At 72.9% G+C, this 24698-nt stretch carries 26 protein-coding genes; 7 read left to right on the top strand and 19 right to left on the bottom strand.

Annotated features, from left to right (window positions below; translation table 11 throughout):
* Positions 1 to 75 precede the first annotated feature (75 nt).
* Both ABT129_RS12470 and ABT129_RS12465 read left to right on the top strand, forming a co-directional pair.
* Complete coding sequence (locus tag ABT129_RS12470; RefSeq protein ID WP_351900047.1) at positions 76 to 1467, top strand: aldehyde dehydrogenase family protein; 1392 nt, start codon at positions 76 to 78, stop codon at positions 1465 to 1467.
* 19 nt (positions 1468 to 1486) lie between these two features.
* Positions 1487 to 2575, top strand: coding sequence for a Zn-dependent alcohol dehydrogenase (locus ABT129_RS12465; protein WP_351900045.1), 1089 nt, complete (start codon positions 1487 to 1489; stop codon positions 2573 to 2575).
* A gap of 136 nt (positions 2576 to 2711) precedes the next feature.
* On the opposite strand, the gene ABT129_RS12460 is transcribed toward ABT129_RS12465, so the two are convergent.
* The 10 genes from ABT129_RS12460 to ABT129_RS12415 form a co-directional block, all read right to left on the bottom strand.
* The gene (locus ABT129_RS12460) at positions 2712 to 3638 is read right to left on the bottom strand and encodes a PDR/VanB family oxidoreductase (RefSeq protein ID WP_351900042.1); all 927 of its coding nucleotides are present in this window, start codon (positions 3636 to 3638) and stop codon (positions 2712 to 2714) included.
* 29 nt (positions 3639 to 3667) lie between these two features.
* Positions 3668 to 5116: a purine-cytosine permease family protein gene (locus tag ABT129_RS12455; protein WP_351900040.1), complete on the bottom strand. Its 1449-nt coding sequence runs from the start codon at positions 5114 to 5116 to the stop codon at positions 3668 to 3670.
* Entirely contained in the window at positions 5113 to 5466 is a 354-nt protein-coding gene (locus tag ABT129_RS12450) for a Rieske (2Fe-2S) protein (RefSeq protein ID WP_351900038.1), read from the bottom strand. The genes ABT129_RS12455 and ABT129_RS12450 overlap by 4 nt, the downstream gene beginning before the upstream one ends.
* Positions 5463 to 6362 (bottom strand): iron-containing redox enzyme family protein, encoded by a 900-nt coding sequence (locus ABT129_RS12445; RefSeq protein ID WP_351900035.1) that lies wholly within the window; start codon positions 6360 to 6362, stop codon positions 5463 to 5465. Before ABT129_RS12445 ends, ABT129_RS12450 begins: the two co-directional genes overlap by 4 nt.
* Positions 6359 to 7165: a dihydrodipicolinate synthase family protein gene (locus ABT129_RS12440; protein ID WP_351900033.1), complete on the bottom strand. Its 807-nt coding sequence runs from the start codon at positions 7163 to 7165 to the stop codon at positions 6359 to 6361. The genes ABT129_RS12445 and ABT129_RS12440 overlap by 4 nt, the downstream gene beginning before the upstream one ends.
* A gap of 26 nt (positions 7166 to 7191) precedes the next feature.
* Positions 7192 to 7746, bottom strand: coding sequence for a DUF6190 family protein (locus ABT129_RS12435; protein WP_351900030.1), 555 nt, complete (start codon positions 7744 to 7746; stop codon positions 7192 to 7194).
* Positions 7736 to 8914, bottom strand: coding sequence for an aminotransferase class I/II-fold pyridoxal phosphate-dependent enzyme (locus ABT129_RS12430; protein WP_351900028.1), 1179 nt, complete (start codon positions 8912 to 8914; stop codon positions 7736 to 7738). Before ABT129_RS12430 ends, ABT129_RS12435 begins: the two co-directional genes overlap by 11 nt.
* Before the next feature lie 219 nt (positions 8915 to 9133).
* Positions 9134 to 9850, bottom strand: a complete 717-nt coding sequence (locus tag ABT129_RS12425; RefSeq protein ID WP_351900026.1) for a DsbA family oxidoreductase — start codon at positions 9848 to 9850, stop codon at positions 9134 to 9136.
* 37 nt (positions 9851 to 9887) lie between these two features.
* Positions 9888 to 10688, bottom strand: coding sequence for an MBL fold metallo-hydrolase (locus ABT129_RS12420; protein WP_351900023.1), 801 nt, complete (start codon positions 10686 to 10688; stop codon positions 9888 to 9890).
* 103 nt (positions 10689 to 10791) lie between these two features.
* A complete protein-coding gene (locus tag ABT129_RS12415; RefSeq protein WP_351900021.1) occupies positions 10792 to 11730 on the bottom strand; it encodes a DMT family transporter in 939 nt (312 codons plus the stop codon).
* 122 nt (positions 11731 to 11852) lie between these two features.
* Here ABT129_RS12415 and ABT129_RS12410 point away from each other — a divergent pair, with 122 nt between their 5' ends.
* Complete coding sequence (locus tag ABT129_RS12410; protein WP_351900018.1) at positions 11853 to 12515, top strand: TetR/AcrR family transcriptional regulator; 663 nt, start codon at positions 11853 to 11855, stop codon at positions 12513 to 12515.
* Positions 12516 to 12749: 234 nt separating this feature from the next.
* Here ABT129_RS12410 and ABT129_RS12405 read toward each other — a convergent pair whose 3' ends face one another.
* From ABT129_RS12405 to ABT129_RS12390, 4 genes are all read right to left on the bottom strand, one after another.
* Complete coding sequence (locus ABT129_RS12405) at positions 12750 to 13424, bottom strand: TetR family transcriptional regulator (protein WP_351900016.1); 675 nt, start codon at positions 13422 to 13424, stop codon at positions 12750 to 12752.
* A 214-nt stretch (positions 13425 to 13638) separates the two neighbouring features.
* Positions 13639 to 14553 carry a DMT family transporter gene (locus tag ABT129_RS12400; RefSeq protein ID WP_351900013.1) on the bottom strand — a complete coding sequence of 305 codons (915 nt, stop codon included), beginning with the start codon at positions 14551 to 14553 and terminating at the stop codon, positions 13639 to 13641.
* 56 nt (positions 14554 to 14609) lie between these two features.
* On the bottom strand, positions 14610 to 15305 hold the full coding sequence (locus ABT129_RS12395) for an ArsR/SmtB family transcription factor (protein ID WP_351900010.1): 696 nt from the start codon (positions 15303 to 15305) through the stop codon (positions 14610 to 14612).
* Between the two features lie 18 nt (positions 15306 to 15323).
* Positions 15324 to 16082 (bottom strand): TetR/AcrR family transcriptional regulator, encoded by a 759-nt coding sequence (locus tag ABT129_RS12390; protein ID WP_351900007.1) that lies wholly within the window; start codon positions 16080 to 16082, stop codon positions 15324 to 15326.
* Between the two features lie 83 nt (positions 16083 to 16165).
* Between ABT129_RS12390 and ABT129_RS12385 the strand changes: the two genes are divergently transcribed.
* From ABT129_RS12385 to ABT129_RS12375, 3 genes are all read left to right on the top strand, one after another.
* The gene (locus ABT129_RS12385) at positions 16166 to 17317 is read left to right on the top strand and encodes an acyl-CoA dehydrogenase family protein (RefSeq protein ID WP_351900005.1); all 1152 of its coding nucleotides are present in this window, start codon (positions 16166 to 16168) and stop codon (positions 17315 to 17317) included.
* Between the two features lie 67 nt (positions 17318 to 17384).
* A complete protein-coding gene (locus ABT129_RS12380; RefSeq protein ID WP_351900003.1) occupies positions 17385 to 17672 on the top strand; it encodes a YiaA/YiaB family inner membrane protein in 288 nt (95 codons plus the stop codon).
* A gap of 159 nt (positions 17673 to 17831) precedes the next feature.
* Positions 17832 to 18458: a TetR/AcrR family transcriptional regulator gene (locus ABT129_RS12375; protein ID WP_351900002.1), complete on the top strand. Its 627-nt coding sequence runs from the start codon at positions 17832 to 17834 to the stop codon at positions 18456 to 18458.
* Here ABT129_RS12375 and ABT129_RS12370 read toward each other — a convergent pair.
* A complete protein-coding gene (locus tag ABT129_RS12370; protein WP_351899999.1) occupies positions 18449 to 18910 on the bottom strand; it encodes a MaoC family dehydratase in 462 nt (153 codons plus the stop codon). The genes ABT129_RS12375 and ABT129_RS12370 overlap by 10 nt on opposite strands.
* Positions 18911 to 19070: 160 nt before the next feature.
* On the opposite strand from ABT129_RS12370, the gene soxR reads away from it, so the two are divergent.
* On the top strand, positions 19071 to 19553 hold the full coding sequence (soxR, locus tag ABT129_RS12365) for a redox-sensitive transcriptional activator SoxR (protein WP_351899997.1): 483 nt from the start codon (positions 19071 to 19073) through the stop codon (positions 19551 to 19553).
* Between the two features lie 69 nt (positions 19554 to 19622).
* Here the strand turns inward: soxR and ABT129_RS12360 are convergent, their stop codons facing one another.
* From ABT129_RS12360 to ABT129_RS12345, 4 genes are all read right to left on the bottom strand, one after another.
* Positions 19623 to 20237, bottom strand: coding sequence for a hypothetical protein (locus ABT129_RS12360; RefSeq protein ID WP_351899995.1), 615 nt, complete (start codon positions 20235 to 20237; stop codon positions 19623 to 19625).
* Positions 20238 to 20395: 158 nt separating this feature from the next.
* The gene (locus tag ABT129_RS12355) at positions 20396 to 21751 is read right to left on the bottom strand and encodes an alpha/beta hydrolase family protein (RefSeq protein WP_351900134.1); all 1356 of its coding nucleotides are present in this window, start codon (positions 21749 to 21751) and stop codon (positions 20396 to 20398) included.
* Between the two features lie 126 nt (positions 21752 to 21877).
* Positions 21878 to 23248, bottom strand: a complete 1371-nt coding sequence (locus ABT129_RS12350) for an erythromycin esterase family protein (protein ID WP_351899992.1) — start codon at positions 23246 to 23248, stop codon at positions 21878 to 21880.
* A gap of 117 nt (positions 23249 to 23365) precedes the next feature.
* The gene (locus ABT129_RS12345) at positions 23366 to 24616 is read right to left on the bottom strand and encodes an exo-beta-N-acetylmuramidase NamZ family protein (RefSeq protein WP_351899990.1); all 1251 of its coding nucleotides are present in this window, start codon (positions 24614 to 24616) and stop codon (positions 23366 to 23368) included.
* Between the last annotated feature and the right edge of the window lie 82 nt (positions 24617 to 24698).

The raw sequence follows: 24698 nt of genomic DNA, 5'->3' as shown, positions 1-24698 counted from the left end.
GCCCTGGCGCCCAAAAACTAACAGCGCTAGTTTGGTCTGGACGACGCCCCGGTCGGTCACGTGAGGAGACAGCGGATGAAGGCGCACGACGCGATGTACATCGGTGGGGAGTGGCGCCCCGCGGCCGGCCCCGACACGATCGCCGTCATCAACCCGGCGGACGAGCAGGTCATCGGCCACGTCCCGGCCGGCACCGCCGAGGACGTCGACGCCGCCGTACGCGCCGCCCGCGCCGCCCTGCCCGGCTGGGCCGCGACCCCGCCCGCCGAGCGCGGAGCCCGTATCGCCGCCCTGCGCGACGCGCTCGCCGCCCGCGCGGAGGAGATCGCCGCCACTGTCACCGCCGAACTCGGCGCCCCGCCGCAGCTCGCCGCCGCCGTCCACGCCGGGCTGCCGATCGCCGTGGCGGGGTCGTACGCGGAACTGGCCGCCACCCACCCCTTCGAGGAGAAGGTCGGCAACTCCACCGTCTACGCCGAGCCGGTCGGCGTCGTCGCGGCGATCACTCCCTGGAACTACCCGCTCCACCAGATCGTCGCCAAGGTCGCCCCGGCCCTCGCCGCCGGCTGCACGACCGTCCTCAAGCCCGCCGAGGACACCCCGCTCACCGCCCAGCTCTTCGCCGAGGCCGCGCACGAGGCGGGGCTGCCCGCCGGTGTGTTCAACCTGGTCACCGGGCTCGGCCCGGTCGCCGGGCAGGCCCTCGCGGAGCACCCGGGCGTCGACCTCGTCTCCTTCACCGGCTCCACCGCCGTCGGCCGGAGCATCGGCGCCCTGGCGGGTGGCGCCGTCAAGCGCGTCGCCCTCGAACTCGGCGGCAAGTCCGCCAACGTGATCCTGCCGAGCGCCGACCTCGCCAAGGCCGTCGCCGTCGGCATCGCCAACGTCATGTCCAACTCCGGTCAGACGTGCAGTGCCTGGACCCGGATGCTGATCCCCGCCGACCGGTACGAGGAGGCGGTGGGGCTCGCGGCCGAGGCCGTCGCCAAGTACGTCCCCGGCGAGCGCGTCGGCCCCCTGGTCAACGCCAAGCAGCGGCAGCGCGTCCGCGGCTACATCGAGAAGGGCGTCGAGGAGGGTGCCCGGCTCGTCGCCGGCGGCCCCGAGGCCCCGCGCGAGACCGGCTACTACGTCTCCCCGACCGTCTTCGCCGACGTCACCCCGGAGATGACCATCGCCCAGGAGGAGATCTTCGGTCCTGTCGTCTCGCTCCTCCGGTACGAGGACGAGGACGAGGCCCTGGCCATCGCCAACGGCACCGTCTACGGCCTCGCCGGAGCGGTCTGGGGCGAGCCCGAGGAGGCCGTGGCCTTCGCCCGCCGCATGGAGACCGGCCAGGTGGACATCAACGGCGGCCGTTTCAACCCGCTGGCCCCCTTCGGCGGGTACAAGCAGTCCGGTGTGGGCCGGGAGCTCGGCGCGCACGGCCTCGCCGAGTACCTCCAGACCAAGTCCCTCCAGTTCTGAGCCCCGAGGAGCACCGCACGTGAGCCCGATCCGCGCCGCCGTCCTGCCCTCCGTCGGCTCTCCGCTGGAGATCACCGGCATCGAACTCCCCGAGCCCGGCCCCGGGCAGGTCAGGGTCCGGCTCGCCGCCGCAGGCGTCTGCCACTCCGACCTGTCGCTCTCCAACGGCACCATGCGCCTGCCCGTGCCCGCCGTCCTCGGTCACGAGGGCGCCGGCACCGTCGTCTCCGTCGGCGAGGGAGTCGACCACGTCGCCCCCGGTGACGCCGTCGTCCTCAACTGGGCCCCGTCGTGCGGAAGCTGTCACCCCTGCTCGCTCGGCGAGGTCTGGCTCTGCGCCAACGCCCTGGTGGGTGCCGCGAACATCCACGCCCGCACGGAGGACGGCAGGGAGCTCCACCCGGGCCTCAACGTCGCGGCCTTCGCCGAGGAGACGGTCGTCGCCGCGAACTGCCTGCTCCCGGTGCCGGACGGCGTTCCGCTCACCGACGCGGCCCTGCTCGGCTGCGCGGTCCTCACCGGCTGGGGCGCGGTCCACCACTCGGCCCGGGTCCGCGAGGGCGAGTCGGTCGCGGTGTTCGGCGTCGGCGGCGTCGGCCTCGCGACCCTCCAGGCCGCCCGGATCGCGGGCGCCTCGACGATCGTCGCCGTGGACGTCTCCCCGGAGAAGGAGGAGCTGGCACGGGCGGCGGGGGCGACCGAGTACGTCGTCGCCTCCGGGACGACGGCGAAGGAGATCCGGAAGCTGACGGGGGGCCACGGCGTCGACGTGGCCGTCGAATGCGTCGGCCGCGCGGTCACCATCCGTACCGCCTGGGACTCCACGCGGCGCGGTGGCCGCACCACGGTCGTCGGCATCGGCGGCAAGGACCAGCAGGTCACCTTCAACGCCCTGGAGATCTTCCACTGGGGCCGCACCCTCGCGGGCTGTGTCTACGGCAACTCGAACCCGGCCGCCGACCTGCCCGTCCTCGCCGAGCACATCAGGGCCGGCCGGCTCGACCTCGGGGCCCTCGTCACCGAGCGGATCACCCTGGACGGCATTCCGGGCGCCTTCGACAACATGCTCGCGGGCAAGGGGGGCCGGGCCCTGGTGGTCTTCCCCTGAGCCGACGGACCGACGGACCGACGGACCGACGGACCGACGGACCGACGGACCGTCGGACCGACCGACCGTCGGACCGACCGCCCGACGGAACGCGGAAGCCCGTACCGCCCTGCACGCCGGTACGGGCTTCCGCGCTTCACAGGTCCAGGACGAGACGGGCCCCGCGCGAGCGGCCCACGCAGATCATCATCGTCGTGCCCGAGGCCTTCTCGTCCTCGCCGAGGACGGAGTCGTGGTGCTCCGGCGTCCCGGCGACCACCTTCGTCTCACAGGTGCCGCACCACCCCTCCTCGCAGGAGTACGCGACCCCCGGCACCACCTCGCGTACGGCGTCGAGCAGCGTCCGGCCGGGGTCGACCCGCACGGTCCGCCCGCTCCGGCGCAGTTCGACGTCGAAGCCCGCCCCGGGTCCGCGCACGGGCTCCCGCTCCGGCGCCGTCCCGAACCGCTCCGTGTGCAGCGGACCGGGCCACCGCTCCTCGACCGCCCGCAGCAGCCCCTCGGGGCCGCAGCAGTACACGGCCGTCCCGGCCGGCTGCCCGGCGAGGACGGCGTCCAGGTCGAGCGGCCCCGCCGCGTCCTGCGGGACGAGCGTGACCCCGGGGAGTACGGAGAGCTCCTCGCGGTACGCCATGGACGCGAGGCTCCGGCCGCCGTACAGCAGCGACCAGGACCCCGGCCGCAGCGCGCGGACCATCGGCAGCAGGGGGGTGATGCCGATGCCTCCCGCCACGAACAGGTACCGCTCGGCGGGCACGAGCGGGAAGCGGTTGAACGGGCCCCGGGCCCCCAGGAGCGTGCCCTCCCCGACGGCGGCGTGGATCTCCTCCGATCCGCCCCGGCCGCCGGGCTCCCGCAGCACCCCCAGCCGGTACGTGCTCCGGGCCGCCGGGTCGCCGCAGAGCGAGTAGTGCCGGACGGCCCCGGACGGCAGGGTCACCTCCAGATGGGCGCCGGGCTCCCACGGGGCCAGGTCGGCGCCCGCGGGGTCGGCGAGGACGAGCCCCCGGACGCCTTCCGCCTCCTCGACGACCGACCGGACCGTGAGTCGGAACATGGACATCAGTGAGTCACCTCGGTCAGTGGGCGGGGTCAACGGCCTGCGGAGGGAGGCAGCAGCGGCTCCGGCCACACCCGGCACAGCGCCCCGTACAGCGCGGCGGCGACCACGAAGGAGGCCGGCAGGCTCAGGTCGACCCCGCCCGTGAGGCCGGTCAACGGTCCGGTGTACAGCGGGTTGTTGACCCAGAGGACGCCGACGGCCGCACCGGCCGCGAAGGCCGTGGCGGCCCGCGGGTTGACCCCGCCGGTGTACCAGTACCGGCCGCCCCCGCCCGTCGTGAAGGTGCGCAGCGCCTCCGCGTCGTACCGCCCCCGGTGGAGCACGTATCCGACGAAGAGCACGGCCGCCCAGGGGGCGACGACGGTGAGGAGCAGGGTGACGAACGCCGACATCGCGTCCATGGCGTCGTACACCACCGCCCCGAGGTACAGCACGGCCGCCGCGAGCAGCGCCACCACCGTGGTCACGGCGGCCCGTGAGGAGCGCCAGAACACCGAGTTGGCGGAGAGACCGGCCGCGTACAGACAGAGACCGGCCTGCGGGAGGGTGCCCGCGAAGCCGAAGACCACGACGGCGATCGCGAACCAGCCGGGCACCGCGTCCGTCAGGCCCTGGAGCCACGGCTCGTCGGGGACGGGGAAGAGGGTCGTCACGTACGCGCCGGTGAGCAGTGCGGTGAGACTGCTCAGGAACATGGAGATCCCGCTGGCCCGTACGACCCGGCCGGTGGGGGTGGAGGCCGGCATGTAGCGGGTGTAGTCGCCCTGGAAGGTGGCGTACGACAGGGGGACGGTGGCGGAGGCGGTCGCCGCGAGCAGCCAGGTGTGCAGGGTGCTGCCGAGTGCGAGCGTCCCGCCGGTGTACCCCGCGTCGAAGTCCGGGGCGAGGACGAGCACCGTCCCCAGGAGGACCACGCCGCCGGTCACCGCGGTGATCTTGTACGTCCGGACGAGCGTCTCGTGGCCGCGCACGGCGACCAAGGCGACGGCCGCGGCCGTCACGAACATCGCCGCCGTCAGCGCGCCGGGTCCCGTGGGGGTGGAGAGGAGCCGGTGCCCGGCGACCATGACGGCGGTGCCGCCCGTCCACACGGCGATCGCGAAGAAGCCGAGCGCGGTCACGACGGTGATGACGTTGCCGACGACCCTGCCCCGCACACCGAAGTGCGCCCCGCTCGCCACGGGATCGTTGGTGCCGGTACGGACGCCGAAGCGGGCGAGCGGTGCGAGCAGCGCCGTCCCGACGGCGACGCCCACGGCGACGGCGCTCGCCGAGGCCCACCAGCCGAGGCCGAAGACGACGGGGAGCGCGCCGAGGACGACCGTGCCGAAGGAGAACTGCGCGGAGGGCCAGATCCAGCCGAAGTCGCCCGGCGTCGAGGTCCGTTCGGCCTCGGGCACCGGTGCGATGCCGTCGTGGTCGACCGCCGCGCGGGGCGGCGCCACGGCGGGCGCCGCCCCGGTCGGTGTGGTGGTCATGAGGCGCCTCCGACGGGGCTCTGCCCGGAGTCGTCGCCGGGCAGCACGTCGACCACCCGGATGTCGGCGCACGCCGCTCCGGAGAGCCGCTGCCCGCTGGTCAGGTCGAAGGTCGTGTGGTGCAGGGGGCAGGTGATGCGCAGCCTGTCCCCGTCGACCCTGCCGTACTTGAGCCGGCCCCCGCGGTGCGGGCAGACGGCGGCGGCGAGGACCTTGCGGTCGCCGACCTCGACCAGGACCAGCTCCTCGGTCACCTGGCGGACGCTGGGCTCGCCCGAGCCCCGCCGCCTTCCGGCGGGCACGGCCGTCATCCGGCGGTCTCCCGCCTCCGTGCGGTCGCCCGCGGTCATGCGACGGTCTCCCGCGCCCGCGCGATCGCCGTCTCGGTGGCCGTGCCGACGATGTCGGAGGCCAGCCGGACGCCCGCCCAGATCTTCGCCAGGTCCGGCTGCTCCAGGGCGCGGATCGCCGTACGCATGTGACTGCTGTGGTACGAGTCGATGTACAGGTGCTCGGTGTAGTAGGCGTCGTGGGCGATCCCGAGCCGGCGCGCGGCCCGCGCGAAGCTCTGGAAGGCGTAGAGCACACTGGTCTCGAAGTAGGCGTACGCGCCCAGGAAGTACTGGGGCGAGGGCGCCCGGCTCGCCAGCCAGTGGAACATGTTGACGTAGGCGAAGCACTCCGGCGCCGTCTCGTCGAGGTAGTCGTCGAGCCGGAGGCTCAGACCGAGCTCGGTGAGCAGGTCGCGGTAGAGCTGGGAGTGCGCCTTCTCCTCGTTGCCGCAGCCGAGTTCGTCGATGAGGACCCGGAAGACCGCCATCGCCGAGCGGTACGGCAGCCGGGGCACCACCGGGAGCAGCGACTCGGACTCGGTGAGGCCGTCGAGGGCGAACTGCCGCACCACGACCTTGAACTGGTCGAGCGTCGCGTGCTCGGCGAGGAAGGTCGCGCTCTCCGGCAGCGCGGCCTCCTCCTCGGCGAGGAACTCCTTGAGCGCCTGGAGGAGGTCGCCGGCCGAGTCGAACCGGGGCGCGGAGGCCTCGTACGCCCGCGCCTTGGGCAGGATCCAGCGCTCCTCGATCGCCGTCATCGAGCCGTAGTCGCCGAGGTTGGGGACCCGGCGGTAGAGACCGTGCAGTTCGCGCTGCGCGGTCGCGGCCGGGGCGGTGATCGAGTGCGCGGCCACCGGGACGGCGGGGGCGACGGACGAGGAGGCCGAGGCGGGAGCGGCGGGGGTGTTGCTCATGCCGCCTTCGCCTCCTCGTGGGTGGTGGGGGAGGCGATCACGCCGCGCCGGTGCAGTTCCTTCTTGACCCAGCGGTACCAGTCGTCCTTGAAGACTCCGTACCGCTCGCAGACGGTGTTGATCTCCGCCTGCCGGTCCGGGGTCGGGTCGACCAGCATCGCGTTGCACAGGGAGGGTTCGAGGTTGGCCAGCGGGCCGATGAAGCCGTCGATGCCGCGGGCGTCGACCAGGAGGTTCTCCCAGCCCTCGAAGACCGGGATGCCGGTGCCGGCCTCGGCCATCCTCCGGGTGAAGGCGGCGTCGCCGCTGGACTCCTTGATGCCGGCGATGCCCGGGATCTCCTTGCAGATCCGGATCAGGGTCTCGAACTCGATGCGATTGCCCGAGAGCGCCTCCTCGTTGTAGAGGAAGATCGGGACGTCGACGGCGGCGCGGATGGCCTCGTAGTGGGCGACGATCCGGTCCTGCGTCACGTCGGCGCCGAACGGCGTGGTGACGACGACGGCGTCGACGCCGATCGCGGCCGCCGTACGGGCCCGGTCGATCACCGCCCCGGTCTCGGGGAGCTGGATGCCGGCGAGCACCGGCAGGCCGTCCGCGTGCCGGACGGTGTACGTGACGACGTCCTGCCACTGGCGGGCGTCGAGCTTCCAGCCCTCACCGGAGGTCAGGGCCGGCATGAAGCCGTTGACCTCGGCGCGGACGTGGTCCAGGAGCCGGACGACGCTCTGCTCGTCGACGACACCGTGCTCGTCGAAGGGGGTGATCAGCGGGACGACGGTCCCGGAGTAGGTGCCAGGCATGAGGTGGGTGCCCTTCGGAAATGGCTTCAGAGGATTTCGGGGACGACCGTCAGCACCAGCGACCGCTGGTAGAGGTCCTCCAGGTACGCCGGGAACGAGGGCTCCTCGCCGAGGGCGGGAGCGTCGGCCGACGCGAGCGGGGCGAGCGGTACGACGGGCAGTCCCGCCCTCCCGGCCAGCCGGGGGCTCGCCGTGTGGAGCACGCCCCCACGGCCGATGACCTGGGCGAGCAACAGCCGCTCGTGCGGGGGCAGTCCGTCGAGCTCGGGCGAGGTGAAGGCCCGGCGGACGTCGTCCTCGCCGTAGCCGACCCGCTCGACGGCCAGGTCGGTGTGGAGGACGTCCATGAAGGGGTAGTACTCGTCCTGCACCCCCCGGTCGTAGCCCCACACGAGGTCGTCGCAGCGGCCGACCTGCTCCCAGCTCATGACGACCCCGCCCGCGTCCCCCGCGGCCAGCCGGCCCGCGAAGAAGGCCTTGGCGGCCACGCGGACGGCGTCGTCCTTGCTGTGCATGCCCATGAAGGTCGTGGCGTCGATGAACACCACCGGCCTCGCCACCGGGTCCGCGTCAGGCCGCATAGCGCTCGAGCACCTTCCGCATCCGCTCCATGGCGCCGGCGAACACCTCGGGCTCGCGGGCCAGGGCCAGGCGGATGAAGCGCTCGCCCTTCTCCCGGGTGTTCCAGTAGAAGAACGTGCCGGGCAGGACGTACACCTCCTCGTCGAAGAGGACGGCCTGCAGCTGGGTGGCGGTCAGGTGGTCCGCGGTGATCCGGAACCAGGCGACGCTGGTCCCGACGACCGGCTCCTGGAACTCCAGGACGGTGCCGGCGAGGGCGGCTCGGGCGGCGTCGCCGTTGGTCGTGATGATGTCGCGCACGGAGGCGAAGCCGTCGGTGATGGAGTCCTCGACGTACTGCGTGACCATGTTGAGGACGAAGGGCGAGACGTTCAGGAGGACGCTGGTGTGGAGGTTGTACACCTCCTCCTGGATGTCCCGGCTGGCGGTGATCATGGCGCACTTGGCGTCCTGGATCGGCCAGGTCTTGCCGGTGTCCTCCATGACCATGTACGTGACGCCGGACTCCTCCAGGAGCCGGTAGATGTCCACCCGGCCGATGCCCTCGTCACAGAGCGCGAAGGACGCGAAGCAGAAGTCCATGACGAGGACCTTGTCGTGGTCCACGCAGTAGCGGACCACCTCGCGGAAGCCCTCCAGCTTCTCGGCGAGGAGGGTGAACCCGGTCGGGTTGTTGGGGTCGACGAGGTAGATCGCGTCCGCGTCGACCTGCTCGACGAGCCGGTCGTAGAGGGTGTCCTTGTCGTGCAGCGCCGACTCGGCGAGCGGGGAGATCGGCACCTGCATGTTGCGGAGCAGGTCGACCAGGTTGTCGAAGCAGGGCTCGACCAGCTGCACCGACTTGCCGCGCTGCTTCAGGAACATGCCGGCGACCATCGTCGACACGCTGGCGGAGTAGGAGAGGAGCGTGCGGTCCATGGCGCGGGCCGTGGGCTGCTGGTGCAGCCGGAAGAAGGCGTCCAGGAACTGGCGCTCGAAGTGCGCCTGCTGCTTCGACTCGGACTCGTGCCACAGCTCGGGGAGCCGCGAGACGATCCGCTCCTGGGAGGAGGACTGACGCTGGTGAGTGTGCGCGTCGGCCAGGTTGAACCGGGTCTTCAGGGCTTCGATCTCGTGCTGGGTGAGGTCGACGAACGTGCTGACGTCTGCCTTGTCGGTCAACGACATGAAGAACTCCCGCTGTCGATACGAATCTCCGTCCGGAATTCCGGCGGCGTGAATGACTGTAGGAGCTTCGGCCGTTCTTGCGAATAACGGCCGGGTCACGCATTTAATAATCACCGCGATGTTCTGAACGCCGAAAAAGGGAACGACGGAAAGGCATTCCGTGAATCGGAATGCCTGCCGTCGTTCCCTTTTCCGGGCCCCCTTGCGAGGGCTTTTCAACTATTCAGTGGCGGCCCGCAGCAGGATGTCCTCGTACACCTTCGGGTCGTCCGAGCCGATCACCGGCCAGCCGATGCCGTACGCGCCCTCCCAGCCCACGTCGATGCCCGGGTTGGGGTGGTCGGAGCCGTCGGGCAGGAACAGGTGCGGGCTGCAGTTGACCCGGTCGCTCGCGGACAGCGCCGCCTGGTCCGCCAGCGTCCGGCGCGCCCGCCCGTCGTCCAGCGCCTCGGTGAGGGCGCCGACGTCGACGACACCGGTGTCCGCGGCCACGTCCAGGATGACCTTGCGGTGGCTGATGCAGCGGGACTCGGCCCAGAACGCCCGGCGCAGCCCGAGGTCGAGCCGCTCGGACGCGTTCAGGCTCTGCTCCTTGGCGGCGAGCACCGCTTCGAGGGCCGGGAGGGTCGTGGAGGGGTAGAGCCAGTCCTTGGCCTGCCAGAGCTGCCAGCCGGCACCCGGCTCCAGGGCGGCCATCCGGGCCACCTCGCTGTCCGTGCCGGGGCGCGGGCTCGGGGCGTCGTTGAGCAGTTCCAGCGGGAAGGCCCGCAGGTCGAAGGAGACCTGCTCCTCCAGGCCGAGCCGGGCCCGGGTGGCGTGCAGCCGGTGGATCGCGATGTGCGCGAAGGAACACCAGATGTCGGAGAAGACGGTGACGACTCCGCGCGGCGGGGTGAGGTCCGCGGTCGTCGGGTCGGCGGTGGTCGGGTCGGGCATGGTTCTCCTCGGTTCGTACGCGGGCGGAGCGGGAAGCTCAGCCGGCGGGGGACTCGACGGCGTCGAGCGCCGCCTCCAGGTCGAGGTCGGCGTCGGGCAGCCAGGCGGGCAGGGAAGGTATACGGGCCATCGCCTCGAACAGCCGGGGCACGGCGTCCTCGCGGACGGTCGGCCCATGGGCGCTCAGCAGCTTCGCGGGGCGCAGGGCGGCCAGCTCGCGCACCGGCCGGAGGAACTTCGCCTCGTCGACGAGCGCGGTCCACGGGGCTATGGCCCGGTTCAGGACGTCGAATCCGTGGAAGAACTCCGCCTCGGAGAGATCGGCGAACTCCTGGCTGATTTCCTCGACGACGGTCCCGAAACTGTCGGAACTGTAGAGCGTTCCATCGGAATGGTCGAACACGGCGAGGGTGCCGGGTGAATCGAATGTGGGCGGCCGGTGAAAACTCAGCTCACGGTCGCCGACTTTGACCCGGCTTCCCGGATTCGCGGTGACCACCCGGTCCTGCGGAATGCCGAACTCTTCCGATATTCGCGTCAGCGATATGGCGTTGGCGAGCACGGTGGCGTTCGGCGCGGCCTCCAGGATCCGGGCGAGGGCGCCGGTGTGGTCGCGGTCGTCGTGGGTGACGACGACCCAGCGCAGATCGGCCGGCTCGACGAGCGACCAGAGGGAGTCGAGGAAGCCCTCCCGGTCGACGGGCATGCCGGTGTCCACGAGGAGCGGCTCGCCGGACCGGAGGAGGAAGGCGTTCACCGGCTGGTCGCCGAGGCCGGGGATGGGCAGCGCCGAGGGGAGGACGTGGAGGTCCGGCCCTGCGGTGTAGGACGCTTTCATGACACACCTTTCATGGCGCACCGTTTTCATGACGCGCCGTTCTCACGGCGCGCCCTGCGGGCCGTCGCCCCCGGGTGGGGTCCCGGGGGAGCGACGGCCTCGGTCAGACGAGCTGGATGGTCAGCGAACCGGCGATGAGCAGGGCGAGGCCCAGGGCGCGCGGCTTCGTGAGGGAGCGCTGGGGGAGCTTGAACAGGCCCTTGTGGTCGATCAGGGCCGAGGTGAGCTGCTGCCCGGTCACGGTGAGCGCGATGGTCACGGCCGCCCCGATGGAGGGGATGAGCAGGAAGGTGCCGGTGACGTAGGCGGCGGCGCAGGCGCCACCGAGCCAGCCCCACCAGGGCATTTTCTTCAGCGGGGCGATCTTGGGCTTCGGCGTCCTGCGGGTCGCGTAGAGCACGAGCAGGACGACGGCGATGGTGAAGGTCGCCACGGCGAAGCTGATCACGGCGACGGTGATGGGCTCCTTGATCTGGGCGCGCAGCTGGGCGTTGACCGCGCCCTGGACGGGCAGCACGGCACCGGCGACGACACCGAGCGCGAGCCAGCCGGCCCGGCCGGCGCTCGACATCCTGGGGGCGCCGGGAGGGGCGGCGGCCTTCATGCCCCGGATGATCACGACGATGCCGGCGAGGACGGCGACGGCGCCGACGACGATCCCGGCGCTCAGGTCCTTCCGCTCCAGGCCGAGGAGGCCGAAGAGGTCGAGGGCGAGCGAGGCGAACATCTGGCCGGTGACGAAGAGCCCGACGGCGGCGAGGGCGCCGAGCCGTGGGAAGAGCAGGATGCCGCTGGTGATGTAGAGCGGACTGGCCAGTCCGCCCAGCAGCTGCCAGGCCTCGACGTCGGGCAGTTTGCCGAGCGCGCCGAGGGCTCCGGCCACCACCGCGAGCACGGTCAGCAGACCGGTCGCGACGCCGAGCTGGATGGTCGAGGCGCCGTACGGGGTGCCGACGGCCGAGTTGAGCTGGAGGTTCACCGAGGCCTGGACGGCCAGGAGGCAGCCGACCAGCAGGGCCGCGGCGAGGAGCGCGGTGTGCATCTTGATCTCCCTGGGGCGGGATGGCGAGCGGGTAAGTGGACACTGAGTCCGTTTAGCATGCCATGGGACACCGCAAACGGACAAGGTGTCCACTTAGCTCCAGGGGAAGTAAGGTCTGGTCCATGAGCGACGACGAGCAGCGCGGTCGTGGAGCCGCCTCCGTGCACCGGGTCGGCGGGCTCCTTGGCGATCTCCAGGCCGCGGACGAACAGCCGGTCGCCCCGCGCAGACGCGCGGACGCGGAACGCAACCGTGCCCAGATCCTGGCCGCGGCCGAGCAGCTCTTCGCCGCACAGGACCCGCGGACGGTCACCATGGACCGGATCGCCAAGGCCGCCGGCGTGGGCCGCGCCACGCTCTACCGGAGCTTCCCCGACCCGTCGTCGGTCGCCGTCGCGCTGCTCGACGAGCACGAGCGCCGGCTCCAGGGGCAGCTCATCTACGGCCCGCCACCGCTCGGGCCCGGCGCTCCGGCGGGGGAGCGGCTCGCCGCGTTCTACCTGGCGATGCTCGATCTGCTCGAACGTCATCTGCCGCTGGCGCTCGGCGCGGAGACCGGCCCCGCGCGCTTCCGGACCGGCGCCTACGGCTTCTGGCGCGTCCACGTCCGCACCCTGCTCGTCGACCACGGGGTCCGTGACCCCGACCCGCTGATCGACATCGCGCTCAGCCCGCTGTCACCCGAGCTCTTCCAGTTCCAGCGGCACGAACTCGGCCTCTCGACCGAGCGCATCGGCTGCTCCCTGGCGGACTTCGCCCGTCAGCTGCTGCGATCGGGAGAGTGAACCGGAGCCCCGGCCGCCGGGCCGGGGCGGGCGGGGGCCGACGGGCGGACCCGGACCCGGGATCGGGCCGGTTCGGTTCGGGCCGGTTCGGTTCAGTTCGGGCCGGGTCGGGTCGGGACGGAACGCGGATCCGCGGTCGCGGTGGGGCGGAGGGCGGATCCGCGCGGGGGCGGGCCTCGGCGAGGGCGGCCTCGGCGAGGGTGGGGGGCCGTCGGACCCGATCGGCGGGGCGCCCTAGGCGCCGCGCGGGCGGCCGGTCGGGTGGACCAGGCCCGGCAGGATCAACTGCCAGATGCGGAAGAGCCGTTGCTCCGCGGGGCCGCGCAGCGCCCCGTTCTCGGCGGTCCTGGGCTCGGTCGTGGGCCAGAACTCGTCGCCGGGCGGATGGGGGCGGCGCATCTCCAGCTCGACCCCGGTGATCACATAGCCGAGGAGCGCGGCCACCGCGGTGGCGTCCACGCCCGGGCGCAGGGCCTTCTCGGCCTCGGCGAAGCGCGCGAGACGCGAGACCTCGCGCCGCCAGGGGCAGTCCCCGGAGAGCCCGGGGTCGGTTAACTGCAGCTCGCGCGCGAGGCGTTCGCCGGCGCGCGCCATCGGATCGGTCTCGAAGAGCCGGATCAACGCGTGCGTGGCGAGCACCAGTTTGTCGATCGCGGTGCCCCCCACGCCCTCCGTGGACAGACAGGCCGATTCGACCGTGATCCGCGTGACCGCGTGGGCCCGCCCGCGGACCGCCGTCGCCAGATCCGCCTTCGTCGCGAAGTGGAAGACGAGCGCGCCCGTGGTCACCCGTGCCTCACCGGCGATCCTCGCCAGGGACGCCCGCTCGTAGCCGAGCCCGTCGAACACCCTCGCGGCCGCCGACAGGATCTCCTGTCTCGTCCGCTCCGCCCGCTGTTGAATCGCCATGAGCTCCCCCGTCGGCTTGCGAGAAGGTGCCGGAGCGTGATGTTCCGGCCCGCGCCTGTGACCGACTCGAAACTATCCGGCCGGGAGGCCACGAAACGTGGCCTCTCGACCCACCGGCCGAAACTGGGGCTTGACGGGCATCTCCCTTCCAGGTCGAGAGCGCCGCCCCGGCGCCGCCCCTCCGTGAAGTGACCGGAACCGGGGGTATGGCCTGTCAGGTGGATTCGGCCGTTCCGGAGGCGGCGGAGGACCGCGGCCGCGAGCGGGAAACGGCCACCCCCGCGAGGCACAGCGCGCCCCCGGCCAGCGTGAGCAGCCCCGGCAGCTCACCCAGGAACACCCAGGCCATCAGGACGACGAGCGCGGGTACGGCGTACGTCGTCGCTCCCATGCGTCCCGCGGTCGTACGGGCCAGGGCGTAGGCCCAGGTCGTGAACGCGAGCGCGGTCGGGAAGACCCCCAGGTAGATCATGTTCAGGGTCGCGGACAGCGGCGCGCGCCCGGCCTCCTCGACCAGTCGCCCGGCGAACGGCAGGCACGCCACCGCCCCCACCAGGCACCCGAAGGTCGTCACCTGGAGCGCGCTGCCGTGGGCGAGCGCGGGCTTCTGGGCCACGACCCCGCCCGCGTACGCCATCGCCGCGAGGACGCAGAGCAGCACCCCGAGGACCGACGCGTGCCCGCCCGCGGACGAACGGGACATCGACAGGCCCACGGCCACCGCGCCCGCGAAGGACACCGCCATGCCCGCGAGCAGCCGGGGCGGCAGGGACTCCTTCAGGAACCGCGCGCCGAGCAGGGCGATCAGGATCGGCCCGATGTTCACCACCATCGCCGCCGTGCCCGCGTCGACCTCCTGCTCGCCCCAGTTGAGCACCACCATGTACACCCCGAACCAGAGCAGGCCCGAGACCACGATCCCCGGCCAGGCCGCCCGGGGCGGCAGCCCCTCGCGCCGGACCAGGAGCACGGCCCCGAGGACCAGGACCCCGGCGAGCAGCCGCCCGAGCGCGAGGGCCCCGGGGGAGTAGGCCGCCCCCGCGCTGCGGATGGAGACGAAGGCGGAGGCCCACAGGACGACGGTGACACCGGCGGCGGCGAACGCGAGCCGCGAGGATTGCTTCTGCATGGCTCGACCGTAGGGTGCGGACACTTCGGCGCTCACCGCACTGTCGCCCGCCCGGTTCACCGCAGCTCCGCCGGGGCGATGCCCAGGGACGCGCGCAGCGCGTTCTCGCCCGCCTCGGTCACCTTCACGGCCCGCTCGGACCCGATCCGTACGCACCACCCGGCGTCCAGCGCGTGCCGGCACAGCTCGGCGCCCGCGACCCCCGCGAGGTGCGGCCGCCGCTCGGTCCAGTCGAGACAGCCGCGCGCGACGGGCCGCCGCCCCCGGCGTACGAGGGGGATGCCCAGCTCGTCGAACCAGGCCAGGCCGCGGTCCGTGAGCGCGAACCCGGTGTCCTGGCGCAGCAGTCCGCGCGCGGTCATCGCCTCGGTGACGGTGATGCCCAGCCGTCCGGCGAGATGGTCGTAGCAGGTGCGGCCCCGGGCCATCGCCCGTCCGGCGCTCGCGGCCCGCAGCGAGCGGGGCGGCGCGGTCACCGCCGGCTCGGAGCGGGCGGCCAGCTCCTCGACGAGGTGCGCGATCGCGGGGTCGGCGAGCCGTACGTACCGGTGGCGGCCCTGGCGTTCCTGCGTCAGTACGCCGCCGGTGACGAGCTTCCCGAGGTGTTCACTGGCGGTGGAGGGCGCCACGCGCGCGTGCCGGGCGAGTTCCCCGGCGGTCCAGGCCCGTCCGTCGAGCAGGGCGAGCAGGAACGCGGCGCGGGTCTCGTCCGCGAAGAGCGCCGCGAACGCGGCGAGGTCACTGGCAGCCATGCGTCCAGCGTCCCGCACTCACGCTTCGGCGGAGGCCGAACCGTCACCCGACGACGCCCGGGAGACCCGGCCCCGCCCCGTGCCCCGGTCCTCGCCCACCCCCGTGCCCCGGCCCGCGCTCCCCGCCCCGTCCCGACCCTCGCCCCGTGCCTCGTACTGGAGCCGCAGTCCGTCGAGCAGTGCCCGCAGACCCGTGTCGAAGGCGCCCTCGTCGACCTTCTGGCGGTGCTCCGCGAGGAGGTGCGCCTGGCCGAGGTGGGGGTAGTCGGCGGGGTCGTAGGCCGTCTCGTCGTCCACGAAGCCGCGGGCGAAGGAGCCGAGGGCGGAGCCGGTGATGAAGTACCGCATCAGCGCGCCGATGGAGGTGGCCTGGGCGGGCGGCCACCCCGCCCGGACCATCGCGCCGAAGACGGCGTCCGCGACGCGCAGGCCCGCCGGGCGGCGCCCGGGGCCCTGGGCGAGGACCGGCACGATGTGCGGGTGGTCGGCGAGGGCCGCGCGGTAGGAGACGGCCCAGTCGTGCAGCGCCGTCAGCCAGTCGCGCCCGTCGGACTCCGCGAACATCGACAGGTCGATCTTCGCGCTGACCGCGTCGGCGACCGCGTCGAGGATCTCGTCCTTCGTGCGGAAGTGGTTGTAGAGCGAGGGTCCGCTCACCCCGAGCTCGCCCGCGAGGCGCCGGGTCGAGAGCGCGTCGAGCCCTTCCGCGTCCACGAGCGCGCCCGCCGTCTCGACGATGCGGTCTCGGCTGAGCAGGGGCTTGCGCGGTCGGGCCATGGCGCACATAGTAGGCCTGCGCAATAAAACTAGCAGTGGTAATTAATGAGCGACCGGGCGGCGCCCGGGTGAGGGGTGACACGGTGGATCTGGCGCTGAGCGAGGAGCAGGAAGCCGTCCGGCGGCTCGCCGAGGACTTCGTCGCACGCGAGGTCACCCCGCACGCCGTCGCGTGGGACCGGGCCGAGGAGGTCGACCGGGCGATCGTGCGGAAGCTCGGCGCCGTCGGCTTCCTCGGACTCACCGTCCCGGAGGAGTACGGCGGTTCGGGCGGCGACCACCTCGCGTACTGCCTCGTGACCGAGGAGCTGGGCCGCGGCGACTCCTCGGTGCGCGGCATCGTCTCCGTCTCGCTCGGCCTGGTGGCCAAGACCGTCGCCTCCTGGGGCACCGAGGAGCAGAAGCGGAGCTGGTTGCCCCGGCTCGCGTCCGGCGAGGCGCTCGGCTGCTTCGGTCTCACCGAGCCCGGCACCGGATCCGATGCGGGCAACCTCGTCACCCGGGCGGTGCGGGACGGCGACGACTACGTCGTCAACGGCACCAAGATGTTCATCACCAACGGCACCTGGGCCGATGTCGTGCTGCTCTTCGCCCGCACCGGCGACACCCCCGGTCACAGGGGCGTCTCCGCCTTCCTCGTCCCCGCCGACACCCCCGGCCTCACCCGCCGCCCGGTCCACGGCAAGCTCGGCCTGCGCGGCCAGGCCACCGCCGAACTGGTCCTGGAGGACGTCCGCGTCCCGGCCGCCGCGCTGCTCGGCCCCGAGGGCAAGGGCTTCACCGTGGCCATGTCCGCCCTCGCCAAGGGCCGCATGTCGGTCGCGGCGGGCTGTGTCGGCATCGCCCAGGCCGCCCTCGACGCCGCCGTGCGGTACGCGGGGGAGCGCGAGCAGTTCGGAAAGCCCATCGCCTCGTACCAGCTCGTGCAGGAACTCATCACCGACATCGCCGTCGACGTGGACGCCGCCCGGCTGCTGACCTGGCGGGTCGCCGATCTGATCGACCGGGGCCAGGACTTCGCCACCGCCGCCTCGAAGGCGAAGCTGTACGCCTCCGAGGCCGCCGTCCGCGCCGCGAACAACGCCCTCCAGGTCTTCGGCGGCTACGGCTACATCGACGAGTACCCGGTCGGGAAGCTGCTCCGCGACGCACGCGTCATGACCCTGTACGAGGGCACCAGCCAGATCCAGAAGCTCATCATCGGCCGGGCGCTGACGGGGGTCTCCGCCTTCTGAGGTCTGAGTACCGGGCTGAGTACGCGGACGGATGTGGCGCCTGCCACATCCGCCCGATGCTGTGCCCATGAGCGACACACCGGTCAAGCAGCAGAACACCGCCGCCTACTACATGCAGGCCGTCATCTCCTTCGGGATCGCGATCACGGCCGTGTCCATCGGGATCTACCAGCTCGACGCGAGCGCCTGGGTCCGCGCCTTCCTCGCCGTCTCGGTCCTCTACCTCACGACCTCGGCCTTCACGCTCGCCAAGGTCGTCCGCGACCGGCAGGAGGCCGGCCAGATCGTCAGCCGGGTCGACCAGGCCCGGCTGGAGAAGCTCCTCGCCGAGCACGACCCCTTCCAGAAGCTCTGAGCCGTCGACCGCCGCCCATCGCCACCGCCCACCGCTACCGACCGCTGCCGATCGACAGCGATCGGTGTCGATCGGCATCGATCGGGCATCGATCTCTAAGCGCTTGCTCACCCTCGTTGTATGGTGTTCGTCCTGACGGGGTCCGAGAGGGAGTGTGGGATGAGCACGGCGGAGCAGACGCCCGGGGGCGAGGACATGCCCTGGGGCGAGGTCACGCCCGAGGCGGCCCGGCGACTGCTGGTGGCCGCCGTCGAGGCGTTCGCCGAGCGCGGCTACCACGCCACCACCACCCGGGACATCGCCGGCCGCGCCGGCATGAGCCCGGCCGCGCTCTACATCCACTACAAGACCAAGGAAGAGCTGCTCCACCGGATCAGCCGGATCGGTCACGACAAGGCCCTGGAGATCCTCCGGGCCGCGGCCGGCGGCGACGGCACGGCCGCCGACCGCCTCGCCGACGCCGTGCGCTCCTTCGTCCGCTGGCACGCCGAGCGCCACACCACCGCGCGGGTCGTCCAGTACGAGCTCGACGCCCTCGGCGCCGAGCACCGCGCCGAGATCGTCGAGCTGCGCCGCGAGTCCGACGCCGCGGTGCGCGGGATCATCAACGAGGGCGTGGCGGCGGGCGAGTTCGACGTGCCGGACGTCCCCGGCACCACGGTCGCCGTGCTCTCCCTCTGCATCGACGTCTCGCGCTGGTTCAACACCCAGGGACGCCGGACGCCCGACGAGGTCGGCGCGCTCTACGCCGACCTCGTCCTCAGGATGGTCGGCGCTCAGAAGTAGTAGCGGGACACCGACTCGGCGACGCAGACGGGCTTCTCGGCGCCCTCGCGTTCCACGGTCACGGCCGCCGTCACCTGCACGCCGCCGCCCGCCTCCTCGACCTTCGTCAGGACGGCCGTGGCGCGCAGCCGCGAGCCGACCGGGACCGGGGAGGGGAAACGCACCTTCTCGGTGCCGTAGTTGATGCCCATCTTCATGCCCTCGACGGACAGGATCTGCGGGACGAGGACCGGCAGCAGGGAGAGCGTCAGATAGCCGTGCGCGATGGTCGCGCCGAACGGCCCGTCGGCGGCGCGCTCCGGGTCGACGTGGATCCACTGGTGGTCGCCGGTGGCCTCGGCGAAGAGGTCGATGCGCTTCTGGTCGATCTCCAGCCAGTCGCTGTGCCCCAACTGCTCGCCGACCCCCGCGCGCAGTTCCTCCGCGGAGGTGAAGATCCTCGGCTCGGCCATGTCCCTGCTCCCTCTCGTCACGCTTCCTCCGGCTCTCCGGCTCCCCGTCCCGGGCTCCCCGGTCGCGCTGTCTAAGCGCTTGCTCAGCATGTGGGGGTGAGGGGCGCCCTGTCAACGGATCCGTGGGGGGTGGCGCCGGCCGACCAGTAGGGTTGACGGGGTGCCGCAGATTCCAGAGAAGATCCACGAACTCAGCGTCGGTCAGCTCTCCGCCCGTAGCGGGGCCGCCGTCTCCGCCCTGCACTTCTACGAGGCCAAGGGGCTCATCAACAGCCGCCGTACCACCGGCAACCAGCGCCGCTACGGCCGCGACACCCTGCGCCGGGTCGCCTTCGTCCGGGCCGCGCAGCGGGTGGGCATCCCGCTGGCCACGATCCGCGAGGCGCTCTCCCAGCTCCCGGAGGAGCGCACGCCCACCAACGAGGACTGGGCCAGGCTCTCGGCCGCCTGGCGCACCGAGCTCGACGAGCGCATCAAGCAACTGGGCCGGCTCCGCGACCACCTGACGGACTGCATCGGCTGCGGCTGTCTGTCGCTGGAGAACTGCGTCCTGTCCAACCCCGACGACGCCTTCGGCGAGCGGATGGCCGGCTCCCGCCTGCTGCCGATCCGCCGGACCGCCTCGGACGAGGACAACGGCTAGGCCGGAGGCGCCGCCCTCCTCCGGGGCCGGCCCGTGCCGGTCGACCGGCACGGGGTCGCGCCCCGGCGTTCACGCCGCCGAGGCCAGCGACCGGATCCGCTCCCCGCGGGCGCGGGCCAGTGCCCCGGACGTGAGAACCGAGCGCGGTACGCCGACCCCGCAGTCCCCGCACACCGGGCCGAGCCACGGCTCGGGGGCGTCGCCCGGACCGGCCCACGCGATCCGGGGTCCCGCGCACACCGGGCACCCCTCGCCCGGTCCGCGCTCCAGGGCCGTGATCAGCCTCCGCAGCACCTCCGGCAGCGGGTCCGACGGGTGCACGGCCGGATCGCCGCACTTCACCACCCCGTTGCCGCCCCAGACCCGCCGGTGCCAGTCGTCGAGCGCACCGGGCCTGCGCAGGCCCTCGTACTTCTCCCGCCGCCGCCGGGCGGCGAACCTCTCCTCGTACGCGAGCCACAGGGCCCGCGCCTCCTCCAGCTCGTCGAGCGCGGCGATCAGCCGCCCGGGGTCGAGCTCCCGGTCCTCGGGTCCGAACCTGTGCCTGCGGCACAGGTGGTCCCACGTCGCCCGGTGCCCGTACGGCGCGAACCGCTCCAGACACTTGCGCAGGGAGTACCTGCGCAGGGCCGTGTCGCACCCAGGATCGCGCACCTGTCTCGCGAGACTCCGGAAACCGGCCATCTCCCGCCACCTCCGTCGCTGGTCCTTCCGCGGTATCAGAGGGACGAACGAGCGCGCTCCGGTGTTCCATCGAAATTCGGATGGGACCCATCAACGGTGCGCGAGGTGCTCCTGGGAACCGGTGGAACCGAGCCGTCCGGTGAGGTCCGCCGACCCGTCTAGCGGCCGGTGCGGGACGCCGAGACCACCACCCGGGCCAGCTCGGGGCGGCAGACGTCGCCGTGCGAACGGACCACGTCCGCCACGTCCACGTTCACGCACCCCGAGGCCGGCACCCCCTGGCGCAGCACCGTCGCCAAGGTCCGCACCACCGTCCCCGGCACCGCCTGGACACCGTCGTGCCCGATCGCGCCCCAGCGCGGATCACCGACGCCGAGCAGCCCGGCCGGGGCGCCGCCCGAGGCCCCGGAAGGCCCGGCTCCGGAGGGCGCGGTCCCGGAGGGCGCGGCCCCGGAACGCCCGGCCGGTTCCGCGCCGAGCCCTTCCGCGCCGAGCCCTCCCGCGCCGAGCCCTTCCGCCCCCGGCCGTTCCGCGCCGATCGACGCCGAGTCGCCCACGAGCCGGGAGGCCAGCGGGTACATCACCCCGAGCGCCGTGTCGTGCCGCGAGTAGCAGGCCACCACGGGCCCCCGGACCCGCTGCCGCACGTCCCGCAGCGAGCCGGACCGCCCGGCGTCGTGCGGCAGCCGCGCGGCGAACGCGTAGTGGGAGAAGGCCCCCTGGAGGAGGGTCACCGAGGCCACCGGACGTGCCCCCGTCGGCAGCCCCTTCAGGGCGTACGCGACGAGCCGGGCGCCCATGCTGTGGCCCACCAGGTGGACGCGGAGGCCGGGGGCGGCCCGGGAGACCTCACCGAGCAGCGGTCCCAGGCCGAGCTCGCCGACCTGCCCGGCCCGCTTCTTCATCACGTAGTACGTGGCCTGCCGCAGGACCTCCCTGGCGCCCTTCCAGTACCGCTTGAGGCCCTCGCCGAATCCCTCGGCGCGAGCACCCTCCGTCGCCTCCACCGCCTCCGTGAACCGCGCGCACACCTCCACCGGGTCCGCGACCAGGAACTCCGGCACCCGCTCCCCGGCCCCGGCCGCGACCTCCCGGCCGCCGTCGGGCGCGAGGTCCGTCAACTCCCGCAGCAGCGCGCCGAACTCGGCGAACGCGCTCTCCTCCGCCGGTGCCGTCACGAGGAGTTCCGTGAGCCGGTCGAGGACCGGCTCCTTCTCCGGGAGGACCCGCACGAGGGCCCGGTAGTCGGGGACCGGCTCGTCCGTGAACATCATCGAGGGCCAGATCACCCCCGCGTACCCCGCCTCGACCCCGGGCGCGAGCAGCCCGGGGAAGGGGGCGAAGAAGTCCGAGCAGAGCCGGGTCGCGCCCGACGGCGAGCTGTTCCACCCGTGCGCGAACAGCACCAGGTCGGAGACGCCCTGCCGGGCGAGCCCGGCGAGAGCCGACGCCTGCCCCGGGGGGCCGTCGCCGTCCTTGTCGAAGGTGATCTCCCGGTAGGGCTCCACGCTCATTCCGGCCACGGCACGACCGTCCCTCCGCTTCGAGGGGGCCGCAGCGCCGAGTGCGCCCCGTGCGCGGGCGGCGGCTCCACCGCCAGCATGCCCGCGCACGGGCCCGTCCAGACGTGCGGCGGGCGGTCAGCGCAGCCGGGCCGCCGAGATCCGGGGGAAGTGGATCAGGAGGTCGTACGAGGAGGAGAGCCGTACGGGCACGGTGTCGCCCGGCCAGGGGTACGCGGTGCCGATGCTCCGGGTCGGCCGGGCCGTCCCGAGCCAGTCGCGCGCCACCGGAGTCGTACGGCGGAGGTCCAGGTAGAAGGGGGTGGACGAGACCCGGTCCAGTGTGTGGGCGCCGCTGTCGGGGCCGAGCGGTCCGACGGTGAAGGGCCGGAGCGGCTCGCCCGGGGCCTCGGTGTCGTGCGCGTTGAAGGAGCCCTGCCCGAAGGTGGCGCCCACGCTCACGTAGTCCCGGCCGAGCATGTCCCGCAGGAACGCGCCCTGGAGCCGGGGGTACTGGTCCGGCCTCGGTGTCACGTACCCGACGTGGCCGTTGTGCGCGGAGAGCAGGACCCGGTCGCCGGTCTTCCGCTGCCACCACACGGTGTTCTCGGCCATGATCCGGTCGCGGTAGAGCATCGCCGCGGCGATCCCCTCCGGCGTCGCGATGTCATGGGCGAGCTCCGTGCCGACCTGGGCGATCGCACGCGCGTGCTGCACGGCCCAGGCGTACGCCTCCCGCGCCCCGGGGCCCTTGCCGGGCCGCTGGCGCTCCAGGAGGGCGAGGGCCCGGTTCACGTCGCCGGACATCCGCTTCCGCTCGGCGAGCGGCCGGTTCATGTACCCCGTCATCCACTCCTCGACCCCGCCGGTGGGCCGCGAGCCCCGGTACAGCTCCTGGAAGCGGGGGAGGAGCGCGGGACGGTTCCGGGCCACGTACGAGGTCACGGCGTCGAAGACGTTCCCGCCCGCGTAGCCGAGGTCGTTGCCCATGAAACGGACCTGGTGATCGGGGTGGAGCCGGTTGTGCTGCCGCATCCAGCGGAAGAGGTCGAGGTACTCCTCGGTGTTCCAGAGGCGGTACGACTCCTGGAACTCGTCCCGCATGATCGCCCGGATGTCGCCGCGGCCGGTCCGCACCCACTCGTCGACGAGCAGCCCGGTGGACCAGGGGGCCTCCAGGGCGAAGGTGGTGAAGCCCTGCCGCTCCACGAGGTGTTCGAAGATCCGGTGCTTGGCCGTGAAGAACTCCGCCGAGCTGTGGGTGGCCTCGCCGATGCCGACGACCTTGGCCGAGCCGATCATCCGGTCGAGCGGGCGCAGGTCGGTCAGGGGCTGCGCGGTGCGGGCGAGTTCACGCGCGGGATCGGGAGCGGCCGGGGCCGCCGCGGCGCCGGCGGCGGGCGCCAGGGAGCCGAGACAGGCGGCGACCAGCAGCCCGACGAGGGGCAGCCGACGCCGTAACGGGGAGTGGGCGGAACGGGAGGAACGGAAGGGGCTGGAAAGGTTCATGGGACAAGCGTCGTCGGCGGGATGCCCCGGAGGACATCCCGCCCGCACCCCTGTGGACCGGGGGACAACCCCACCGGCCCGGGCGCGGCGCCGCGAACCGGGCCGGGACAACCCCCCTCACCGGTACAGCAGATACTCCCTCCGCACCGCCCGGAAGGCCGACAGGTCCGCCTGCCAGGCCTCCACGGTCCCGTCCACGTCCGCGCCCGCGTCGATCAGCGTCCGGACCCGCGTCGAGCCGGTCAGCTTGTCGATCCAGTTGTCCGGCCGCCAGGCGAAGCCGGGCCACGAACTCCGGGCGGTGATCAGGAGCCCGATCCCGGTCCGTACCGGGTCGAAGGACGCCCGGTCGTGGACGTGCAGCTGCACCCCGCCGACGGTCCTGCCCTGGAACTTGGAGAAGGTCGGCGCGAAGTACGCCTCGCGGAACCGGACCCCCGGCAGCCCGAGGGCGTTCGCCGCCTCCGCCCACCTCCGGTCGATCCCCTCGGCGCCGAGCAGTTCGAAGGGGCGGGTGGTGCCCCGCCCCTCGGAGAGGTTCGTCCCCTCGAAGAGACAGGTGCCGGAGTAGACGAGCGCGGTCTCCGGCGTCGGCATGTTCGGGCTGGGCGGCACCCAGGGCAGCCCGGTGGAGTCGAAGAACTCCGTGCGCCGCCACCCCGTCATCCGTACGGTCTCCAGGGCGACCGGCGTCGTCAGGAACTCGCCGTTGAAGAGCCGGGCCAGCTCGGCCACGGTCATGCCGTGCGCCTGCGCGATCGGCTCCCGCCCGACGAAGGTGGCGAAGGCCCGGTCGAGGACGGGGCCGAGCGCCGCCCGCCCGGTGACCGGGTTCGGCCGGTCCAGGACGACGAGCCGCTTCCCGGCGAGGGCGGCGGCCACCATGCAGTCGTACAGGGTCCAGATGTAGGTGTAGAAGCGGGCTCCGACGTCCTGGATGTCGAAGACGACCGTGTCCACCCCGGAGGCGGTGAAGACGTCCGCGAGCGGCTGTCCGCTCTTCAGGTACGTGTCGTAGACGGGCAGTCCGGTCGCCGGATCGTCGTACCGCCCCTCCGAGCCGCCCGCCTGCGCCGTGCCGCGGAAGCCGTGCTCGGGGCCGAAGACGGCGGCCAGGTCGACGCGTTCGTCGGCGTGCATCACGTCCACGATGTGCCGCGCGTCCCGGGTGATGCCGGTGGGGTTGGTGACGACGCCGATCCGTTCGCCGGCGAGGAGGGCGTACCCGTCGTCCGCGAGCCGCTCGAAGCCGGTCCGCAGCCGCCCGCGCGCGGGGGGTCCCTCCGCCGCCGAGGCGGTGGGGGCGGCGGCCGCCACCGCCCCCAGGGCGCCCCCTGCGGCCAGCAGACTCCGTCGCGACAGGCTCATGCGGAAACCTCCTCGATCGCCGTCCCCGGCCGGGGCGCGTGACATGGGCACGCACGCTAGCGCTCCTGACGCCGCTGGGGAA

Source organism: Streptomyces sp. NPDC002057, assembly GCF_040296665.1.
In the GTDB taxonomy this organism is placed as follows: domain Bacteria; phylum Actinomycetota; class Actinomycetes; order Streptomycetales; family Streptomycetaceae; genus Streptomyces.
Note: the sequence above shows the minus strand (reverse complement) of the source record. Positions and strands in the feature narration are given on the sequence as shown.

Bases quoted from the DNA above. Each gene is read 5' to 3' on its own strand.
- ABT129_RS12435 (WP_351900030.1), bottom strand. From the start codon at position 7,746: ATGCGGCCTGACGCGGACCCGGTGGCGAGGCCGGTGGTGTTCATCGAC.
- ABT129_RS12390 (WP_351900007.1), bottom strand. From the start codon at position 16,082: ATGGCCCGACCGCGCAAGCCCCTGCTCAGCCGAGACCGCATCGTCGAG.
- ABT129_RS12440 (WP_351900033.1), bottom strand. From the start codon at position 7,165: ATGCCTGGCACCTACTCCGGGACCGTCGTCCCGCTGATCACCCCCTTC.
- ABT129_RS12395 (WP_351900010.1), bottom strand. From the start codon at position 15,305: ATGGCTGCCAGTGACCTCGCCGCGTTCGCGGCGCTCTTCGCGGACGAG.
- ABT129_RS12345 (WP_351899990.1), bottom strand. From the start codon at position 24,616: ATGAGCCTGTCGCGACGGAGTCTGCTGGCCGCAGGGGGCGCCCTGGGG.
- ABT129_RS12355 (WP_351900134.1), bottom strand. From the start codon at position 21,751: ATGAGCGTGGAGCCCTACCGGGAGATCACCTTCGACAAGGACGGCGAC.
- ABT129_RS12370 (WP_351899999.1), bottom strand. From the start codon at position 18,910: ATGGCCGAGCCGAGGATCTTCACCTCCGCGGAGGAACTGCGCGCGGGG.
- ABT129_RS12460 (WP_351900042.1), bottom strand. From the start codon at position 3,638: ATGTCCATGTTCCGACTCACGGTCCGGTCGGTCGTCGAGGAGGCGGAA.
- ABT129_RS12410 (WP_351900018.1), top strand. From the start codon at position 11,853: ATGAGCGACGACGAGCAGCGCGGTCGTGGAGCCGCCTCCGTGCACCGG.
- ABT129_RS12455 (WP_351900040.1), bottom strand. From the start codon at position 5,116: ATGACCACCACACCGACCGGGGCGGCGCCCGCCGTGGCGCCGCCCCGC.
- ABT129_RS12470 (WP_351900047.1), top strand. From the start codon at position 76: ATGAAGGCGCACGACGCGATGTACATCGGTGGGGAGTGGCGCCCCGCG.
- ABT129_RS12420 (WP_351900023.1), bottom strand. From the start codon at position 10,688: ATGAAAGCGTCCTACACCGCAGGGCCGGACCTCCACGTCCTCCCCTCG.
- ABT129_RS12445 (WP_351900035.1), bottom strand. From the start codon at position 6,362: ATGAGCAACACCCCCGCCGCTCCCGCCTCGGCCTCCTCGTCCGTCGCC.
- ABT129_RS12450 (WP_351900038.1), bottom strand. From the start codon at position 5,466: ATGACCGCGGGCGACCGCACGGAGGCGGGAGACCGCCGGATGACGGCC.
- ABT129_RS12360 (WP_351899995.1), bottom strand. From the start codon at position 20,237: ATGGCCGGTTTCCGGAGTCTCGCGAGACAGGTGCGCGATCCTGGGTGC.
- ABT129_RS12350 (WP_351899992.1), bottom strand. From the start codon at position 23,248: ATGAACCTTTCCAGCCCCTTCCGTTCCTCCCGTTCCGCCCACTCCCCG.
- ABT129_RS12405 (WP_351900016.1), bottom strand. From the start codon at position 13,424: ATGGCGATTCAACAGCGGGCGGAGCGGACGAGACAGGAGATCCTGTCG.
- ABT129_RS12400 (WP_351900013.1), bottom strand. From the start codon at position 14,553: ATGCAGAAGCAATCCTCGCGGCTCGCGTTCGCCGCCGCCGGTGTCACC.
- ABT129_RS12425 (WP_351900026.1), bottom strand. From the start codon at position 9,850: ATGCCCGACCCGACCACCGCCGACCCGACGACCGCGGACCTCACCCCG.
- ABT129_RS12380 (WP_351900003.1), top strand. From the start codon at position 17,385: ATGAGCGACACACCGGTCAAGCAGCAGAACACCGCCGCCTACTACATG.
- ABT129_RS12415 (WP_351900021.1), bottom strand. From the start codon at position 11,730: ATGCACACCGCGCTCCTCGCCGCGGCCCTGCTGGTCGGCTGCCTCCTG.
- ABT129_RS12430 (WP_351900028.1), bottom strand. From the start codon at position 8,914: ATGTCGTTGACCGACAAGGCAGACGTCAGCACGTTCGTCGACCTCACC.
- ABT129_RS12375 (WP_351900002.1), top strand. From the start codon at position 17,832: ATGAGCACGGCGGAGCAGACGCCCGGGGGCGAGGACATGCCCTGGGGC.